A 14,441-nucleotide genomic window follows, 5' to 3' on the forward strand; every position below is an offset into this window, starting at 1 on the left:
CACGATGAAGTCCCCAAGGGCCGTGCAGTCCAGCACCGAAAGCGGCTGCCGATCAATCACGCCGTACTGCCAGCACTGCCGACTGCGCTGATGTGGAACGCCACACCAAAGTAATGCGATACCCGCCAGCACCCACAGCAACAACGCCACCAATCCCCCGCTTTTACGATTCCCGATTCCCCAATCCCGAATCCCAGTCCCTAACCCCGCATCGCCAACACCGTGATCTCCTCACGATCGTGATACAGCTGCTTGGCACGCACGATCAGCGACTTCTCGGCTTGCTGCTCGAACAGGTCCAGGCACAGGCGGGTCTCGTCCCAGCGCTTTTTCATCGGCAGCTTGAGGTTGAAGATGGTGTTGCGGCACCAGCCTTCGCGGATCCAGGTGGCCATGCGTTCGGCCACGCGGCGCGGTTGCTCGACCATGTCGCAGACCATCCAGTCCAGTGCCTGCGCAGGCTTCCAATGAAAACCGTCAGCGCGCAGATGCTCGACCAGGCCGGTCTCCAGCACATGCTCCCGTAGCGGACCGTTGTCGACGCTGGTGACATGCAGGTGCTGGCGGGTGAGCACCCAGGTCCAGCCGCCGGGAGCTGCGCCCAGGTCGGCGGCGCGCATGCCGGGCTTGACCAGCGCTTCGCGTTCGTCCGGTGCGAGCAGGGTGAGCAGGGCTTCGTCGAGCTTGAGCGCCGAGCGCGATGGCGCCTCCGGCAACAGCTTCAAACGTGGAATGCCCAGAGGCCAGGGCGCGCTGTCGGCACTGTCGGCCACCGCCAGCAAGGCGTGGTCGCCATCGAGAAAACAGATATGCAGCCGTGCCAGGCGCGACTGCGGCTTGTCGGTGAGCAGGCCGGCCTTGCGCAAGGCCGGACGCAAGGCATTGCCGAAGCTGCGTGCCAGCCCTGCCAGCGGCTTGCCCGCGTCCGAATCCGGGTGTTCCACCCACAGATCGCCGAAACGCGGCTGGCCTTCCAGTGCGGCCAGGATCGGCGTGATGCGGTCCTTGGGGTCGATGCCCTTGAGTTCGGCAATCACCACCAGCTTCTGCCGCGCGAAGATCAGCTCGCGCCAGTGCAGCTTGGCAGCCAGTTGTGCGGCCTCATCGCAGACGAACAGCACATAGCCGTCGTTGCGCTGGGTACGCGCATAGCCGGCGATGCCGACGAATGCGGCACGCGCGCTCAACTCGGCGGCCAGCTCCGGCTCGAAGCCCTGGCGGCAGTAACACAGCAGGCCGCTCATCGCAGTGCCTGGCGTGCACGATCGCTGCGGGGCAGATCAGTAATGGTCACCGCCGCCCTCGCCATAGTTGCGCAGTACCGCGCAGGCCTGGTCGCGATGCACGTCGCGCACCACCTCGATGCCGCGGCGGGTGAGCTCGCCCACCCAGTCGGCAGGCAGCGGGCCTTCGTCGAATTCGGTCAGCGCCATCACGTCTTCGGCGCGTGCGCCGATCAGCAGGCGGTCGATGCCGGCCCACACCGTGGCGCCGTAGCACTGGCAGCACGGCTGCGCGGAGGTGGCCAGCGTTACCGGCGACAGCACATCGTTCAGGCGCGGCGTCTGCAGGCGCTGCTGCGCGAGCATGTAGGCCATGTTTTCGGCATGCGCCAGCGAAGTGGTCTGCGGCACCACGCGGTTCACCGCCGCGGCGATGATGCGGTGGTCCGGGCCGAACACGACCGCACCGAACGGGCCGCCGCTGCGCTCTTGCACATTCATCCGCGACAGTTCGATTGCCAGCGCCACCTTGTCCTCGTCGCTGGGATAGGCGCGGCTGTCGTCGACATGCGCGTGGATCCAGTCGGGCAGCGTGAGGTGGACTTGCGCGTAGAGCATCAGTGGACCATTTCTGTAGAGGGGGGAGCGGGGCGCAGTGTATCGGCCTGGGCGTCCTTTGCGGCACATTGCCCGGCCACGCACTGGCAGGCGCTGATCTCGCGGAAGCCGCACACGCTCATCATGCCGCTGGCCTGGCAGTGCGCCATCACGCCCTTGGGGTCGGTGGCACTGTTGACGTTGACGCAGGCCGGGAAGGCGCCGCAGCAGTTGCCGACGTTCTTCACCGTGCAATCGGCGTCGGTGCGGCAGGTGGTGGTCACGGTGACCGGTTTGCCGGTGGCCGGGCCGCTTGCCGAGTCGGTCGCCGGAGGCTGCGCGGCGGTATCGGCCGGTGGTGCGGCCACGCAGCCGATCGACACCAGGCAGGCCAGCAGCAACAGCGTGCTCAGACACCGGGACAAAAGACGGGACATGCGGCCGCTCCGATCAGGACAGGTGAGCGGCCATGGTAAGCCCGGGATGCGCGGAATGTGGCGCGCGCTGGATCAGCTACGGAAAACCCGGGGATCGGGGCCCTGCGCGCGTTACGGCTGATGACGCTGGCCGGGGCGCGGCGTGCGACCGCAACACGCCTGCAGTTTCACCGCAGTCAACGCTGTCTGCGCAGAGCCCAGTGGCAGCGCGTGGCAAGGTCCAGTTGCTGCATGCTTTCGTCGCGCCGGTCGCTGGGCAGATCGTCATCTGGCCGGCTCGGAAGAAGTGTGCAGAACACCTCGGCCGGGGTCACCGCGTTCGAGACGGGTGGCTGCGGCGAGCAGGCCGCCAGGCCGAACGACAGCGAGAACACCGCGCTGCGCAGCGTGTTTGCAGGCGGGCGTGGACATGGTTGTGGGAGGCACATGGCGGCGTTGCTGGCGGACACAGCCTGCAATCTAGGCCGCTGCGTGCATCAGGTGCCGGCGTCATTTCGCTTCCGCATGCAGTGCTGCGCACCACAGCACGCCGACCAGCAGGCAGGCGATAGCGGCCAGCTCCAGTGGCGTGGGCAGGCGCATTTCCCAGGCAAAGCCGTATAGCAACGCAAAGATCGTCTCGAACACGATCATCTGGCCGACCAGAGTCAGCGGCAGCACCCGGCTGGCCCGGTTCCACAGGGCGTTGCCGATCACCGAGGCCAGGATGCCCAGCAACAGCGAGATGCCCCAGAAACTGGCCCAGTCGATCGGTGCATGTGGCGCGCTGCCGATCAGTGCGGCCGGCGCCAACAACAGCGCCAATGCGCCGGTGACCACGCCGGTCAGCAGCGACCAATCGCCACCTGACAGGTCCGGGCGCCGCCGCAGCCAGCGCGCATTGCCGATGGAGTAGGCCGACCACGACACCAGTGCACCGAATGCGCACAGCAGGCCGGCGATGCGGGTGGCGCGATCGCTGGCGTGGTGAGCGGCATCGTGCTGCAAGGTGTCCAGGGCGACCAGCGCCACGCCGATGACGCACAACACGCATGGCGCGGCCAGGCGTCGCAGCTGCACCGCGCCTGCGGCCCGCGTGCCGATCACGGTGACCACCACCGGCAGCAGGCCGATGATCAGTGCGGTCGCCGCACTGCCGGCCCACTGCACCGCGCTGCCGAGCAGCACGTAATAGATCAGGTTGCCCAGCAGGCTCAGACGCACCAGCGCCCACCATTCGGCGCGCCCCAGCCGCGCAGCGGTCTGGCGCGCGCGCGGTGCCAGCACCAGGGCTGCGACCGCGCCATACGACAGATAACGGGCAACGGCCAGTTGCAACGGCGTAAACGCCGCCAGCAACTGCGGCGCCAGAAACACCAGTCCCCATAACGCACCTGCGCCGATGCCGCAGGCAACACCCACCATCAAGCGCTCACGCATCGTGCTGCTCCTTCATGCCATGCAGCATGCAACGAAGTGCGGCACGCAGTCTCCATTGCGCTTGCTCATCAACTCAGAAGATACCGCTCTGAGGCGTCGTCCCCGCTGGCTGGATCACGCGCGGTGACCACCAGCTGTGCGCCGATCGCCGCAGGCCTGGCTGCGGCTGCCTGCCGCCATTCCCGCGCCGGATGGCTGGCACCCGGCGCGGTTCGGACTCACTTGGCCCAGGTGTCGCGCAGGGTCACGCTGCGGTTGAACACCGGCGTGGCGGGGCTATGGTCGCGGCGATCGGCAACGAAGTAGCCGGTACGCTCGAACTGGAACGATTGCTCGGGTGCAGCATGTGCCGCGCTCGGCTCCACATAGCCGCGCACGCTGCGCTTGGACTCGGGGTTGAGATGGTCGCGGTAGGTCTTGCCCTCGGACTCGTCATCGGGCTTCTCCACCGAGAACAGGCGGTCGTACAGGCGGATTTCCGCTTCCACCGCATGCGCGGCGCTGACCCAATGGATGGTGCCCTTGACCTTGCGGTTGGCGCCTTCCATGCCCGGACGCGACTCCGGGTCCAGCCAGCCCCGCAGCTCGACGATCTCGCCCGCGTCGTTCTTGATCACCTCGTCCACGCGCGCAATGCCGGCGCCGCGTAGACGGATCTCGCCGCCGGGCACCAGGCGCTTCCAGCCCTTGGGCGGGACTTCGGCAAAATCCTCGCGCTCGATCCACAGCTCGCGTGCGAACGGCACCTCGCGCGTGCCGAAGCTCTCGTCCTTGGGATGGTTGGAGAAACTCAGCGTCTCTACGTGGCCTTCCGGCAGATTGGTCAGCACCAGCTTGAGCGGGTCGACCACCGCCATGCGGCGCGCCGCGGCCGCATCCAGGTCCTCGCGCAGGCAGCCTTCCAGCACCGAGAAATCGATCAGCGAGTTCTGCTTGCTGATCCCCACCCGGTCCACGAACAGGCGCATCGCCGCCGGCGTATAGCCGCGCCGGCGCAGGCCCTGCAGCGTGTACATGCGCGGGTCGTCCCAGCCGTCCACCAGCTGTTCTTCCACCAGCGCGGTGAGCTTGCGCTTGCTCATTACCGTGTAGTTGATGTTCAGACGCGAGAACTCGATCTGGCGCGGCTTGGCGGCCTCGCGCGGCAGGCCCTTGTCCAGCAGAGGCTGCAGCAGCTCCGGATGCGCGGCCAGGTCCACCTTGTCCACGCACCAGTCGTAGAGCGGGCGGTGGTCTTCGAATTCCAGCGTGCACAGCGAATGGGTGATGCCTTCCACCGCATCGCCCAGCGAATGCGCGAAGTCGTACATCGGGTAGATCGGCCACGCATTGCCGGTGTTCTGATGCTCGACATGCTTGATGCGGTACAGCGCCGGGTCGCGCAGGTTGATGTTGCCGCTGGCCATGTCGATCCTGGCGCGCAGGGTGCGCGCGCCATCGGGGAACTCGCCGGCACGCATGCGCCGGAACAGATCCAGGTTTTCCTCGACGCTGCGCTCGCGGAACGGCGAATTGCGGCCGGGCTCGGTCAGCGTGCCGCGGTATTCGCGCACCTGCTCGGCGGACAGGTCGCAGACGAAGGCATGGCCGTCGCGGATCAGTTTTTCCGCGGCCAGGTAATACACCTGGAAATAATCCGATGCGTGGCGCAGCTGCGCCCACTCGAACCCCAGCCAGCGCACGTCGTCCTGGATGGCGACCACGAACTCGGGGTCTTCCTTGGCCGGGTTGGTGTCGTCCAGGCGCAGATTGCACAGCCCGCCGAACTCGGAGGCCAGGCCGAAATCCAGGCAGATCGCCTTGGCGTGGCCGATATGCAGATAGCCGTTGGGCTCGGGCGGGAAGCGGGTGCGGATGACCGTGTGCTTGCCGCTGGCCAGATCCTCGCGGACGATCTGGCGGATGAAGTCTTTCTTCTCCGCCGGGGCGGTGGCGTCGGTGGCTAGGGTCTCGGACATGCGCGCATCAGCAATAGGTAAACCGCAAGTTTAGGCGGTGGCACCGGTTAGGGGTAGGCGGCGTGTCGGGGGCGTACATCGCGCGCCACCTGCGCGCGGTGATCCTGCGCGCAAGCGCCTTGCTGCCTGGGGCTGCACGGGCTGGCCGCAGCCAGGCCGGCTGCCATCGGCAGGCGGCACGGCGGGCTGGCCGGCACCGCCGCCGGCGCGTACGCTGCGGCGATCCTTCGGAGTGCCCCACGCATGCCTTTGCCCCGCCTGGTGATCGGCGACAAGACCCTGTCCTCCTGGTCGCTGCGCCCGTGGCTGCTGCTGCGGCATTTCCAGGTACCGTTCGAAGAGATCGCGCTGCCGCTGGATACGCCGCAGTTCCAGGCCCGCATCGCCGGTTATTCGCCCACCCGCAAGGTACCGGTGCTGTGGGACGACACCCTGCATGTCTGGGATTCGCTGGCGATCTGCGAATACGTCAACGAACGCTGGCTGGATGGCCGCGGCTGGCCGGCCGAGCTGTCGGTGCGCGCGCAGGCACGCGCGGCGACGGCGGAAATGCACTCGGGCTTTGTGGACTTGCGCACCCAGCTGCCGATGAACCTGGCCCGCGCACCTGGCCCGGCGCGCTGGGACGCGGCTGCCGAGCGCGACATCACCCGCATCCAGGCGCTGTGGGCCAGCCTGCGCGCCGAACATGGCCATGCCGGGCAGTTCCTGTGCGGCGATTTCGGCATTGTCGATGCGATGTTCGCCCCGGTCGCGCTGCGTTTTGCCAGCTACGGCGTGCCGCTGTTCGAGGCTGCCGGCGATTACCTGGCTGCACTGGATGCACTGCCGGCACTGCGCGAGTGGAAGCAGGACGCCGCGCGCGAACGCCTGGAGCGCGGCTGACATGCAGATCGCGTATCGCGCAAGTCACATCATCGACGCGCATCTGGCCAAGCACGCGCTGGAGGATGCCGGCATCACCGCCTTCGTGTTCGGCGAGTCGCTCCTGGGCGGCGCCGGGGAACTGCCTGCCTTCGGCGTGCTGCAGGTCTGCGTGGCCGACCTGCACCTGAGCCAGGCACAGGCGGTACTGGCAGAGATCGGCCTGTGCGGCGAGGTCACCCGCGCGCTGTAGCGCAGCGCAAGTCGTAGGAGCGCACCCGGGCGCGACGAGGCTGTGCCGATAAACGCCACGTCGCGCCCGGGTGCGCTCCTACGATGTGCGCGCGTCATTCCGGCTGGCGCCACCCTGGCGGTGCCGCATCCGGTGCGGCCAGCGCCCGCAGGCGTTTGAACAGCACGGTGGTTTCGGCCACGTTCCAGACCCGCAGCGCGACCTCGAAGGTGTCCAGCGGCTTGGTCAGGAAGTCCTTGGCGCCCAGGCCCAGGGCGCGATGGCGCGCGCTGCGGCTGGGGTCGGCGGTGAGCACGATCACCGGCAGGAAGTGGCCGGGATCGGACAGCCGCGCCAGCTGTTCCAGCAGTGCATAGCCGTCCAGTTCCGGCATCTTCAGATCCAGCAGGATCAGGTCCGGCGCGAATGCCGACACCAGCCCCATCACCCGCAATGGGTCGGTGGTGGCGATGACCTGCTGGAAGCCTTCGCGCTGCAGCAGGTCTTCGAGCAGCCGCACATTGGCCGGCTCGTCGTCGACGATGAGGATGCGGGAAGCCAGGATTTCGTCGCGTGTCATGCCAGCAGTCCGTCGATCACAGTGAAGAATTCCGCCACATCGAGCGGCTTGGTCAGATACGCGCGCACGCCCTGATTGCCGACGCGCGCCAGGGTGGCGGTGGTGGCATCGGCACTGATCACCACCACCGGCACGCCGGCCGTGGCCGGCTGCGCCTGCAGCTCGCGCAGCAGTTCTTCGCCGTTGCCGTCGCTCAGATGCAGGTCCAGCAGGATCAGATCCGGCACGCCGTGCTGCAGCAGCGCGCGCGCCTGCGCCAGGCTGGCCGCTTCCAGCAGCTGCCATTGCGGGCGACGTTCGCTGAGGGTGCGGATCAGGGCCTGGTTGGACGGGTTGTCTTCGATGCTCAGCAGCCGGCATACGCCCGTGCCCGCGTTACTCGGCGGCACGATGGCGCGCGCCGGCTCGCTGCGTTGCGGTTCGCCCTGCGGCAGCGAGATCCAGAAGCGCGCGCCATCGCGGCTGCTGTCCACGCCGATGCGCCCGCCCATGGCCTCGATCAGCCGCTTGCTCAGTGCCAGGCCCAGGCCGGTGCCTTCCACCGCCGAGCGCTCGGCACCCAGCCGCTCGAACGGCGTGAACAGCCGCTCGATCTGTGCCGGCGTCAGGCCCGCGCCCTGGTCGGCGACCGTGATGCGCACCTGCTCGCCATCCGGTTGCGCGCTCACCTGCACCTGGCCGCCGGTGCGATTGAACTTGACCGCGTTCGACAGCAGGTTGAGCAATACCTGGCGCAGCCGCTGCGCATCGGCGCGCACCGTCCACGGCCCGTCGATGGCAGCCGGCTGCAGCGCGATGCCGTGCTTGTCCGCGTCCGGGGCGATCAGGCCCAAGGCCTCGTGGACGGCAGCGCGCACCGAGACCGGCTCCGGGCTCAGATCCAGTTGGTCGGCTTCGATCCGCGCGATGTCCAGCAGCTCGGTGATCAGCCCCAGCAGGTGCCGGCCTGCGCCGAGAATATGCTGCAGATGACGGCGATGCCCGGGCTCGGGCAGATCCATTTCCAGCACCTGCGCATAGCCCAGGATCGCATTGAGCGGCGTGCGCAATTCGTGGCTGCTGCGCGACAGGAATTCGGTCTTTGCGCGGTTGGCGGTTTCTGCCTCGCGCCGTGCCAGTTGCGCTTCGGCGGCACGTGCGGCGAGCAGTTCGCTGGCCTGCGCCAGGCGCTGGCCGACCTGGCCCAGCTCGTCGCCGGCGCGCGGTTGCGGCGCCAGCGGCAGGCCTTCGCCCAGCCGGTCGGCATTGGCGGCCAGCGTGCGCAGGCGTCCGGACAGTGCCGAGGCGAACCACGCCACCGCGAACACCGCGCCCAGGCCGCCCAGCATCGCCGCACTTAAAGTGATGATGAGATTGCGCTGGCGCAGCCCCTGCGCCTTGGCGGTACGTAGCTGCAATTGCGCGGTTTCGTAATTGCGCAGTTCGCGCAGTTCGGCACGCAGGATGTCGAGCTTGTACTTGCCGTCCCACAGCTGGCGGATCTCTTCTTCGCGGCTCAGATCCGGTGCCAGCAACCGGCGCCACCCCTGCATTTTTTCCGCAAACAACGGTTTGATGCGCGCAAACCGTTGCGCCTGCCCCGGGTCGGTGATGCGTTGCGACAGCCGCTCGGCCACCCGTTGCAGGCGCGGCTCGGCATCGCGGTATGGGGTAAGGAATTCATCGCGGCGCACCAGCCGATACCCGCGCACGCCGGCCGCGGTTTCGGCCAATAGCGCGTGTGCTTCGTACAGATCGCTCAACACCTCCAGCGTCTGCCGCACATCGTTTTCGGCGGCGATGTTCTGCCGCTCCACGCTGTAGATCGCCATCAGGGCCACCGCCAGCAGCAGCAGGGGCAGGGTCACCACCGCCAGGCTCTTGCGGGTGATCGGCCAATCGTTCCAACGCACCGCCATTGCATTCATAGCGCGAGTCCGGCTTGGACCGCGTACACCGCGGCCTGGGTGCGATCTTTTACCTCAAGTTTTTGCAGGATTCGCTCCACGTGCACTTTGACCGTGCCGGGAGAAATCCCCAGTTCAGCTGCCAGCGTCGCATTGGTGAGGCCGCGCGGCAGCAGGGACAGCACCTGTTTCTCGCGCTTGCTGAGCGCGGCCAGGCGGTCGTCCTGCACCGGCTTGCGCCGACGCGTGGCGAGCGGTCTGGCCGGTTCGGCCACCATCGCCGGCAGCAGCAATGCGAAGGCCTGCAGGGCCTGTACATCGTCGTTGCCGGGGGCGGGACGGGTGTCGTTCCAGGCCACGCACAGCATGCCCAGGGTGCTGCCCAGCGCCTGGATCGGTACCTTGGCCTCGCGGATATCGGCCGGGCGCGGTGGCATCAGCCAGGCCGCTTCATGGCTGTCGCCGGCTGCGCTGGCACCGGGCGGCAATGCGCGGCCGCGGCTGGCCAGCACCTGCGCGCGTGGCCCGCGCTGTGCCAGCACCGCGCCATCTTCCAGGCCCAGCAACAGCAGCACCCGGCCCAGTACCGCGTCGCAGGCCTGTTCCGGCGTCTGTGCCTGACGCAGCGCCACCGCGACTTCCCAGAGCGCCTGCCAGCGTGCGCTGTCGGATGCTTCGCGGCGTAGCGTCAGGCGCCAATCGCCAGCATTGGTAGGGGTTTCCATGAGTTCGCTCTAGGCCGATCAGCATATTTGAGTATATGCCAGTCGGCAGAATTGTTGGGGCCGCTTGGTTTCGATACTGCGCTTGCCCGATGCGGCACCCCCCTCAACCACACGGAGATTTCCCATGCGTCGCACACTGTTCTCTCTGGTTCTGGCTCTGGCTGCCACCCCGGCGCTGGCTGGCGGCGTGATGCACTACACCGACAAGGCCACGTTGCCGGCCGGCGGCGAAGAACGCGAAGTCGCCGCGCTGTTCGACACCTGGAACGCGGCACTGGCTACCGGCAATCCGGACAAGGTGGCCGACCTGTACGCGCCGGATGGCGTGTTGCTGCCGACCGTCTCCAACGAGGTCCGCGCCTCGCGCGAGCAGATCGAAAAGTACTTCGAGATGTTCCTGACCAAGAAGCCGCAGGGCGTCGTCAACTACCGCACCGTGCGTGTGCTCGATGACGACAGCGCGGTGGATGCCGGCGTCTACACCTTCACGCTGACCGACAAGGACGGCAAGAAAACCGACGTGCAGGCGCGCTACACCTTCGTGTACGAGAAGCGCGACGGCAAGTGGCTGATCATCAATCACCACAGCTCGGCGATGCCGGAAGTGGACACCGCCACCGCCTCGGTGACCAGGAAGTAACGCCGCATTGGCCGTAGTGGCTTGAAAGCCGCTACGGCCGGCGCCATCCAGCAGGCAATCCTCACGATTGCGGAGTTGCACCATGCTGGGAATCGGCGCTTTCAAACAACGCATGCCACGTCCGGGCGAGGCCTTGCCCGGACGCGCGCAGGCACTACCGCTCCACAACACCCACCTGATCAACGGCCATCCGTTGCGCGGGGAGTTCACCGGCCTGGCCCAGGTGCAGTTCGGGCTCGGCTGCTTCTGGGGTGCAGAACGCAAGTTCTGGAACCTGCCAGGGGTGTACACCACGGCGGTGGGTTACGCCGGCGGCGAGACACCCAACGCCACCTACGGCGAAGTGTGTTCCGGGCAGACCGGCCATACCGAAGCGGTGTTGGTGGTGTACGACGAAGCGTCGGTGTCGTTCGCACAGTTGCTGCGCACGTTCTGGGAAAACCATGACCCCACCCAGGGCATGCAGCAGGGCAACGACGTCGGCACGCAATACCGCTCGGCGATCTATTGCACGACACAGGCGCAATACGACGCTGCGCTTGCCAGCCGCGATGCGTACCAGCAGCAACTGGACGCCGCCGGGTATGGCGCGATCACCACGGAGATCCGTTTCCCGGCGCCCGCGTTCTACTACGCCGAAGACGATCACCAGCAATATCTCGCCAAGCATCCCAATGGCTACTGCGGGCTTGGCGGAACGGGAGTGAGCTGCCCGATCGGGCTGGATGCCTGACGGAAAGGCGGGCCGGATTGAAGCGCTGTCATCCACGTGATCGTGGCGGCGTGCCGATGGCCAACAGTGACCGGCAGCGTTATCACGATCAGGCAGCGCATGGGAGTGCATGCCAGGCAACTTGAATGGCTACGTCGGAGACGACGTGGCCATCTTTTTTTTGCGGCGTGCGTAAGCCGCGCCGGCACCGCCGCGGGTAGCTGACCGGCGAACCGGCCCGGCGGATCATTGCGGTCAATCACGACCGCCAATCGGTGTGATGGATCGGTGCGGCGACCCACTGCATCCAGTCAGTGCAGCCAATGCGCCAGGCGTGCCGGAATCCGCCGGATCAGACGAACTCGCCGGCGAACATGCCGCGCAGCTGGGCGAGCATGTCGGTGCGTTCCGGATGCAGTAGTCGCATGCAGGCAAGCGCGAAGCCGACCGGGCTGGTGCCGGGTGCGGTGATCACGCCATCGGCGGTCACCACCTTTTCGTGCCGGTATTGCGCAGCACCGGCATACGGCACCACGTGTTCCTGCAGGAAGGCCAGCGCGTTGCTGGTGTGTGCGCGCTGGTCGAGCAGGCCGGCATAGGCCAGGGCGATGGTGGCGCCGCAGATCGCCGCGACCGGGCGCTGGTGCTGCACGCGCTCGACCAGCAGGCCGCTCAGGCCGGGGATTTCGCCGGCCTGCCAACGCTCGCTGCCGGGCAGGATCCAGAGATCGGCATCCAGCGGCGCCAGATCGGAGAGGGCGAAGTCCGGGGTGATGCGCAGCCCGCCGATCGACTGCACCGGCTGACCATCGATGCTGGCGAAGGCGATCTGGTCGCCGAACCATTCGCGCGCCGCCGGCAGGACAACGCCAATCTCCCAATCGGCCACGCCGTCGACCATCACCACTGCAATGTTTGCCATTGTCCGCTACGCCAGTTGAGGAACCCGGATTCTAGGCAGTGCGGCTTGCGCGGGTGTAAGCGGCGCGTGGAGAGCGACGCAGATCCGCGCGCCGCTCAGGCCAAGACGCGCGCATGGCAGCTCGGCGGCGGCTGCGCAGGCATCGATGCGCCCACAAGCTCGACGGTGACTGGAAAGTACGGCAGCCCAGGCCGGTCGCAGTTTCCAATCCAGTATCGCCAGCGGCGTTGCCTTACACGCCGTGGCTGCATCGTGTGCTACGCAGCCAGACTGCAAAAACCAAAACGCCCACAGCCACCAGGCTGCAGGCGTTGGTACTGCGACCCGCGGTGCTGCAATCATCCGGCGAGCTTGTCGGTGATGGTCTTGCGCAGTGCCTGCAGATCCTTGTCGAAGGCGTCGATGCCGCTGGCCAGCTTTTCGGTGGCCATCGGGTCGGCTGCCAGATCGGTGGCGAAGCTGTCGCTGTCGATCGGGGTGATCTGCGCGTTGTCGGCCTGCGCAGGCGAGAGCTTGCGCGGCAGCTCGCCCTGTTCGGCGTCGAGCTTTTCCAGCAGCTCCGGCGAGATGGTCAGCCGGTCACAACCGGCCAGGGCTTCGATCTGCGCGGTGGAGCGGAACGAGGCGCCCATCACCACGGTGGACGAGCCGCGCTGCTTGAACTCGTTGTAGACCGTGCGCACGAACACCACGCCCGGGTCTTCGTCGATGCTGGCCGGGGTCTGCCCCTGGGCGACGTAGTAGTCCAGGATCCGGCCGACGAACGGCGAGATCAGGAACACGCCCGCTTCCGCACAGGCCAGCGCCTGCGAGCGGTTGAAGATCAGGGTCAGATTGCAGTCGATGCCTTCGCGCTGCAACTGGCGCGCAGCCTCGATGCCTTCCCAGGTGGCCGCGATCTTGATCAGGATCTTGTCCTTGGACACGCCACGCTCGGCGTACATCGCGATGAACTTGCGCGCCTTGGCGATGGTCGCCTCGGTGTCGTGCGCCAGGTCGGCATCGACCTCGGTGGAGACGCGGCCGGGGACCAGCTCGGCCAGCCTGACGCCGACGCCGATAGTGAGGCGGTCGGCCACTTCGTTGACGGTGCTGGTGCGGTCTTCGCCGCCGTGTTCGCGGCCCCAGGCCAGTTCGCGCTCGATCAGGTCGGCATACACCGGCAGATCCAATGCCTTTTTGACCAGGGTGGGATTGGTGGTGCAGTCGACCGGCTTCAGGCGCTTGATGGCATCGTAGTCGCCGGTGTCGGCAACGACGACGGACAGGTCACGCAACTGGGCAAGCTTGGAGGGAGCAGTCATGCGGGTTCTCTCGAATCGTGGAACGGGTCGTGGATAGGACGCAGCGCGCTACGGTAGCGCGCCTGGCGTGTGAAGTCAGGCGCCGGCCAGGGCATGTTGATCGTGCACGGCGCTGACACGCAGACGCAGGTCGCGCCCGTCGGGCGTACGCCAGTCGATGCTCTGACCGACCGACAGGCCAAGCAGCGCACTGCCGACCGGCGCCAGCACCGAGATGCGGCCGTGCTGCACATCGGCTTCGTGCGGATATACAAGGGTGAGCGTATGTCGTTCGCCATGCAGCTCATCTTCGCAATCGATGCGGGAGTGCATGGTGACGACATCGCCGGGAATCTGGTCGGGCGGCACGACGCGTGCACGGCCCAGTTCGTCACTCAGCGCGGTGGCGGCCGGGTGCTTGTTGAAAGCGGGGGAATCGAGCAGGGCCTCGAGCCGGGCGAGGTCGTGGCTGGAAACCAGGATGGACGGCGGCAAGCCGCTGTGGTGCTGCGAAGTCATGGCAATCTCCTTGACGATGACGGCCCGCCAACATGGCAAACCTCACTGCCCAGATGAGGGCGCCGCTGCCCGATCGCAATGCATGGCGAGATGGCGCAATCCACGGCAGATGTCAGGTACGGCAGGCGCGGCACCGAGAGGAACGGGCCGTGGCCAGCGCATCAGGCAGGCAGCGCTGCAGCGCCCAGGTGCGTGCCATCTGCCATCACCCAGCGACTGACTTGAAGTGCCTCGTGGGAGTCCACCACGTGCCAATGACACCACAACCGCCATGTGCGTCCAGAGACATCGAGTCGTAACCACCCACCAAACAAAAAACGACGCTTGCGCGTCGCTTATGTCCGAGAACAGGTGAAAAAACATCCCGCCAAGCAACCGCAGACATGAAACGATCTTGCGATTCCCGATTCCCGATTCCCGATTCCCGATTCCCGATTCCCGAAT

General features: G+C 66.9%; 16 protein-coding genes. 4 read left to right on the forward strand and 12 right to left on the reverse strand.

All coding sequences use genetic code 11. The annotated features are described in order from the left end of the window. Nucleotides 1–200: 200 nt before the first annotated feature. The 6 genes from rlmM to AC1KVE_RS07315 all read right to left on the reverse strand — a co-directional run bounded on the left by rlmM (nucleotide 201) and on the right by AC1KVE_RS07315 (nucleotide 5,634). Nucleotides 201–1,244: a 23S rRNA (cytidine(2498)-2'-O)-methyltransferase RlmM gene (gene rlmM, locus AC1KVE_RS07290; protein WP_104577238.1), complete on the reverse strand. Its 1,044-nt coding sequence runs from the start codon at nucleotides 1,242–1,244 to the stop codon at nucleotides 201–203. Nucleotides 1,245–1,280: 36 nt separating this feature from the next. Next, a complete protein-coding gene (locus AC1KVE_RS07295) occupies nucleotides 1,281–1,841 on the reverse strand; it encodes a nucleoside deaminase (protein WP_024938261.1) in 561 nt (186 codons plus the stop codon). Next, entirely contained in the window at nucleotides 1,841–2,257 is a 417-nt protein-coding gene (locus AC1KVE_RS07300) for a hypothetical protein (protein ID WP_481092160.1), read from the reverse strand. Before AC1KVE_RS07300 ends, AC1KVE_RS07295 begins: the two co-directional genes overlap by 1 nt. A 176-nt stretch (nucleotides 2,258–2,433) precedes the next feature. Next, complete coding sequence (locus AC1KVE_RS07305) at nucleotides 2,434–2,706, reverse strand: hypothetical protein (protein WP_146093049.1); 273 nt, start codon at nucleotides 2,704–2,706, stop codon at nucleotides 2,434–2,436. Nucleotides 2,707–2,746: 40 nt separating this feature from the next. Next, on the reverse strand, nucleotides 2,747–3,676 hold the full coding sequence (locus AC1KVE_RS07310; RefSeq protein WP_102252714.1) for a DMT family transporter: 930 nt from the start codon (nucleotides 3,674–3,676) through the stop codon (nucleotides 2,747–2,749). 218 nt (nucleotides 3,677–3,894) lie between these two features. Beyond that, on the reverse strand, nucleotides 3,895–5,634 hold the full coding sequence (locus AC1KVE_RS07315) for a glutamine--tRNA ligase/YqeY domain fusion protein (protein WP_481092159.1): 1,740 nt from the start codon (nucleotides 5,632–5,634) through the stop codon (nucleotides 3,895–3,897). 243 nt (nucleotides 5,635–5,877) lie between these two features. On the opposite strand from AC1KVE_RS07315, the gene AC1KVE_RS07320 reads away from it, so the two are divergent. Next, on the forward strand, nucleotides 5,878–6,519 hold the full coding sequence (locus AC1KVE_RS07320; protein ID WP_481092158.1) for a glutathione S-transferase family protein: 642 nt from the start codon (nucleotides 5,878–5,880) through the stop codon (nucleotides 6,517–6,519). Between the two features lies 1 nt (nucleotide 6,520). After that, nucleotides 6,521–6,751 (forward strand): putative signal transducing protein, encoded by a 231-nt coding sequence (locus AC1KVE_RS07325; protein ID WP_016900736.1) that lies wholly within the window; start codon nucleotides 6,521–6,523, stop codon nucleotides 6,749–6,751. Nucleotides 6,752–6,845: 94 nt separating this feature from the next. Here AC1KVE_RS07325 and AC1KVE_RS07330 read toward each other — a convergent pair whose 3' ends face one another. From AC1KVE_RS07330 to AC1KVE_RS07340, 3 genes are read right to left on the reverse strand one after another with little or no spacing between them, the layout of a single operon-like run. After that, entirely contained in the window at nucleotides 6,846–7,310 is a 465-nt protein-coding gene (locus tag AC1KVE_RS07330) for a response regulator (RefSeq protein ID WP_039530555.1), read from the reverse strand. After that, nucleotides 7,307–9,217 (reverse strand): ATP-binding protein, encoded by a 1,911-nt coding sequence (locus AC1KVE_RS07335; RefSeq protein ID WP_184610359.1) that lies wholly within the window; start codon nucleotides 9,215–9,217, stop codon nucleotides 7,307–7,309. The genes AC1KVE_RS07330 and AC1KVE_RS07335 overlap by 4 nt, the downstream gene beginning before the upstream one ends. After that, a complete protein-coding gene (locus AC1KVE_RS07340) occupies nucleotides 9,214–9,921 on the reverse strand; it encodes a helix-turn-helix transcriptional regulator (RefSeq protein ID WP_024938254.1) in 708 nt (235 codons plus the stop codon). The genes AC1KVE_RS07335 and AC1KVE_RS07340 overlap by 4 nt, the downstream gene beginning before the upstream one ends. Nucleotides 9,922–10,045: 124 nt before the next feature. Between AC1KVE_RS07340 and AC1KVE_RS07345 the strand changes: the two genes are divergently transcribed. Then, a complete protein-coding gene (locus AC1KVE_RS07345) occupies nucleotides 10,046–10,561 on the forward strand; it encodes an SgcJ/EcaC family oxidoreductase (RefSeq protein WP_024938253.1) in 516 nt (171 codons plus the stop codon). 82 nt (nucleotides 10,562–10,643) lie between these two features. Further along, nucleotides 10,644–11,294 carry a peptide-methionine (S)-S-oxide reductase MsrA gene (msrA, locus tag AC1KVE_RS07350; protein ID WP_228910984.1) on the forward strand — a complete coding sequence of 217 codons (651 nt, stop codon included), beginning with the start codon at nucleotides 10,644–10,646 and terminating at the stop codon, nucleotides 11,292–11,294. A 331-nt stretch (nucleotides 11,295–11,625) separates the two neighbouring features. Here msrA and AC1KVE_RS07355 read toward each other — a convergent pair whose 3' ends face one another. From AC1KVE_RS07355 to rnk, 3 genes are all read right to left on the reverse strand, one after another. Continuing rightward, nucleotides 11,626–12,195 carry a type 1 glutamine amidotransferase family protein gene (locus AC1KVE_RS07355; protein WP_228910983.1) on the reverse strand — a complete coding sequence of 190 codons (570 nt, stop codon included), beginning with the start codon at nucleotides 12,193–12,195 and terminating at the stop codon, nucleotides 11,626–11,628. A 338-nt stretch (nucleotides 12,196–12,533) separates the two neighbouring features. Then, nucleotides 12,534–13,499, reverse strand: a complete 966-nt coding sequence (gene tal / locus AC1KVE_RS07360; protein ID WP_481092157.1) for a transaldolase — start codon at nucleotides 13,497–13,499, stop codon at nucleotides 12,534–12,536. A 75-nt stretch (nucleotides 13,500–13,574) separates the two neighbouring features. Beyond that, nucleotides 13,575–13,997 (reverse strand): nucleoside diphosphate kinase regulator, encoded by a 423-nt coding sequence (rnk, locus tag AC1KVE_RS07365; protein ID WP_016900728.1) that lies wholly within the window; start codon nucleotides 13,995–13,997, stop codon nucleotides 13,575–13,577. Nucleotides 13,998–14,441: the final 444 nt, after the last annotated feature.

Source organism: Xanthomonas sp. NCPPB 2864, from assembly GCF_056675615.1.

Excerpts from the sequence above, each read along its gene's own strand:
- AC1KVE_RS07340 (WP_024938254.1), bottom strand. The coding sequence starts at position 9,921 with ATGGAAACCCCTACCAATGCTGGCGATTGGCGCCTGACGCTACGCCGC.
- rnk (WP_016900728.1), bottom strand. The coding sequence starts at position 13,997 with ATGACTTCGCAGCACCACAGCGGCTTGCCGCCGTCCATCCTGGTTTCC.
- AC1KVE_RS07345 (WP_024938253.1), top strand. The coding sequence starts at position 10,046 with ATGCGTCGCACACTGTTCTCTCTGGTTCTGGCTCTGGCTGCCACCCCG.
- tal (WP_481092157.1), bottom strand. The coding sequence starts at position 13,499 with ATGACTGCTCCCTCCAAGCTTGCCCAGTTGCGTGACCTGTCCGTCGTC.
- AC1KVE_RS07315 (WP_481092159.1), bottom strand. The coding sequence starts at position 5,634 with ATGTCCGAGACCCTAGCCACCGACGCCACCGCCCCGGCGGAGAAGAAA.
- AC1KVE_RS07335 (WP_184610359.1), bottom strand. The coding sequence starts at position 9,217 with ATGAATGCAATGGCGGTGCGTTGGAACGATTGGCCGATCACCCGCAAG.
- AC1KVE_RS07310 (WP_102252714.1), bottom strand. The coding sequence starts at position 3,676 with ATGCGTGAGCGCTTGATGGTGGGTGTTGCCTGCGGCATCGGCGCAGGT.
- AC1KVE_RS07330 (WP_039530555.1), bottom strand. The coding sequence starts at position 7,310 with ATGACACGCGACGAAATCCTGGCTTCCCGCATCCTCATCGTCGACGAC.
- AC1KVE_RS07320 (WP_481092158.1), top strand. The coding sequence starts at position 5,878 with ATGCCTTTGCCCCGCCTGGTGATCGGCGACAAGACCCTGTCCTCCTGG.
- AC1KVE_RS07295 (WP_024938261.1), bottom strand. The coding sequence starts at position 1,841 with ATGCTCTACGCGCAAGTCCACCTCACGCTGCCCGACTGGATCCACGCG.
- msrA (WP_228910984.1), top strand. The coding sequence starts at position 10,644 with ATGCTGGGAATCGGCGCTTTCAAACAACGCATGCCACGTCCGGGCGAG.
- AC1KVE_RS07355 (WP_228910983.1), bottom strand. The coding sequence starts at position 12,195 with ATGGCAAACATTGCAGTGGTGATGGTCGACGGCGTGGCCGATTGGGAG.
- AC1KVE_RS07300 (WP_481092160.1), bottom strand. The coding sequence starts at position 2,257 with ATGTCCCGTCTTTTGTCCCGGTGTCTGAGCACGCTGTTGCTGCTGGCC.
- rlmM (WP_104577238.1), bottom strand. The coding sequence starts at position 1,244 with ATGAGCGGCCTGCTGTGTTACTGCCGCCAGGGCTTCGAGCCGGAGCTG.
- AC1KVE_RS07325 (WP_016900736.1), top strand. The coding sequence starts at position 6,521 with ATGCAGATCGCGTATCGCGCAAGTCACATCATCGACGCGCATCTGGCC.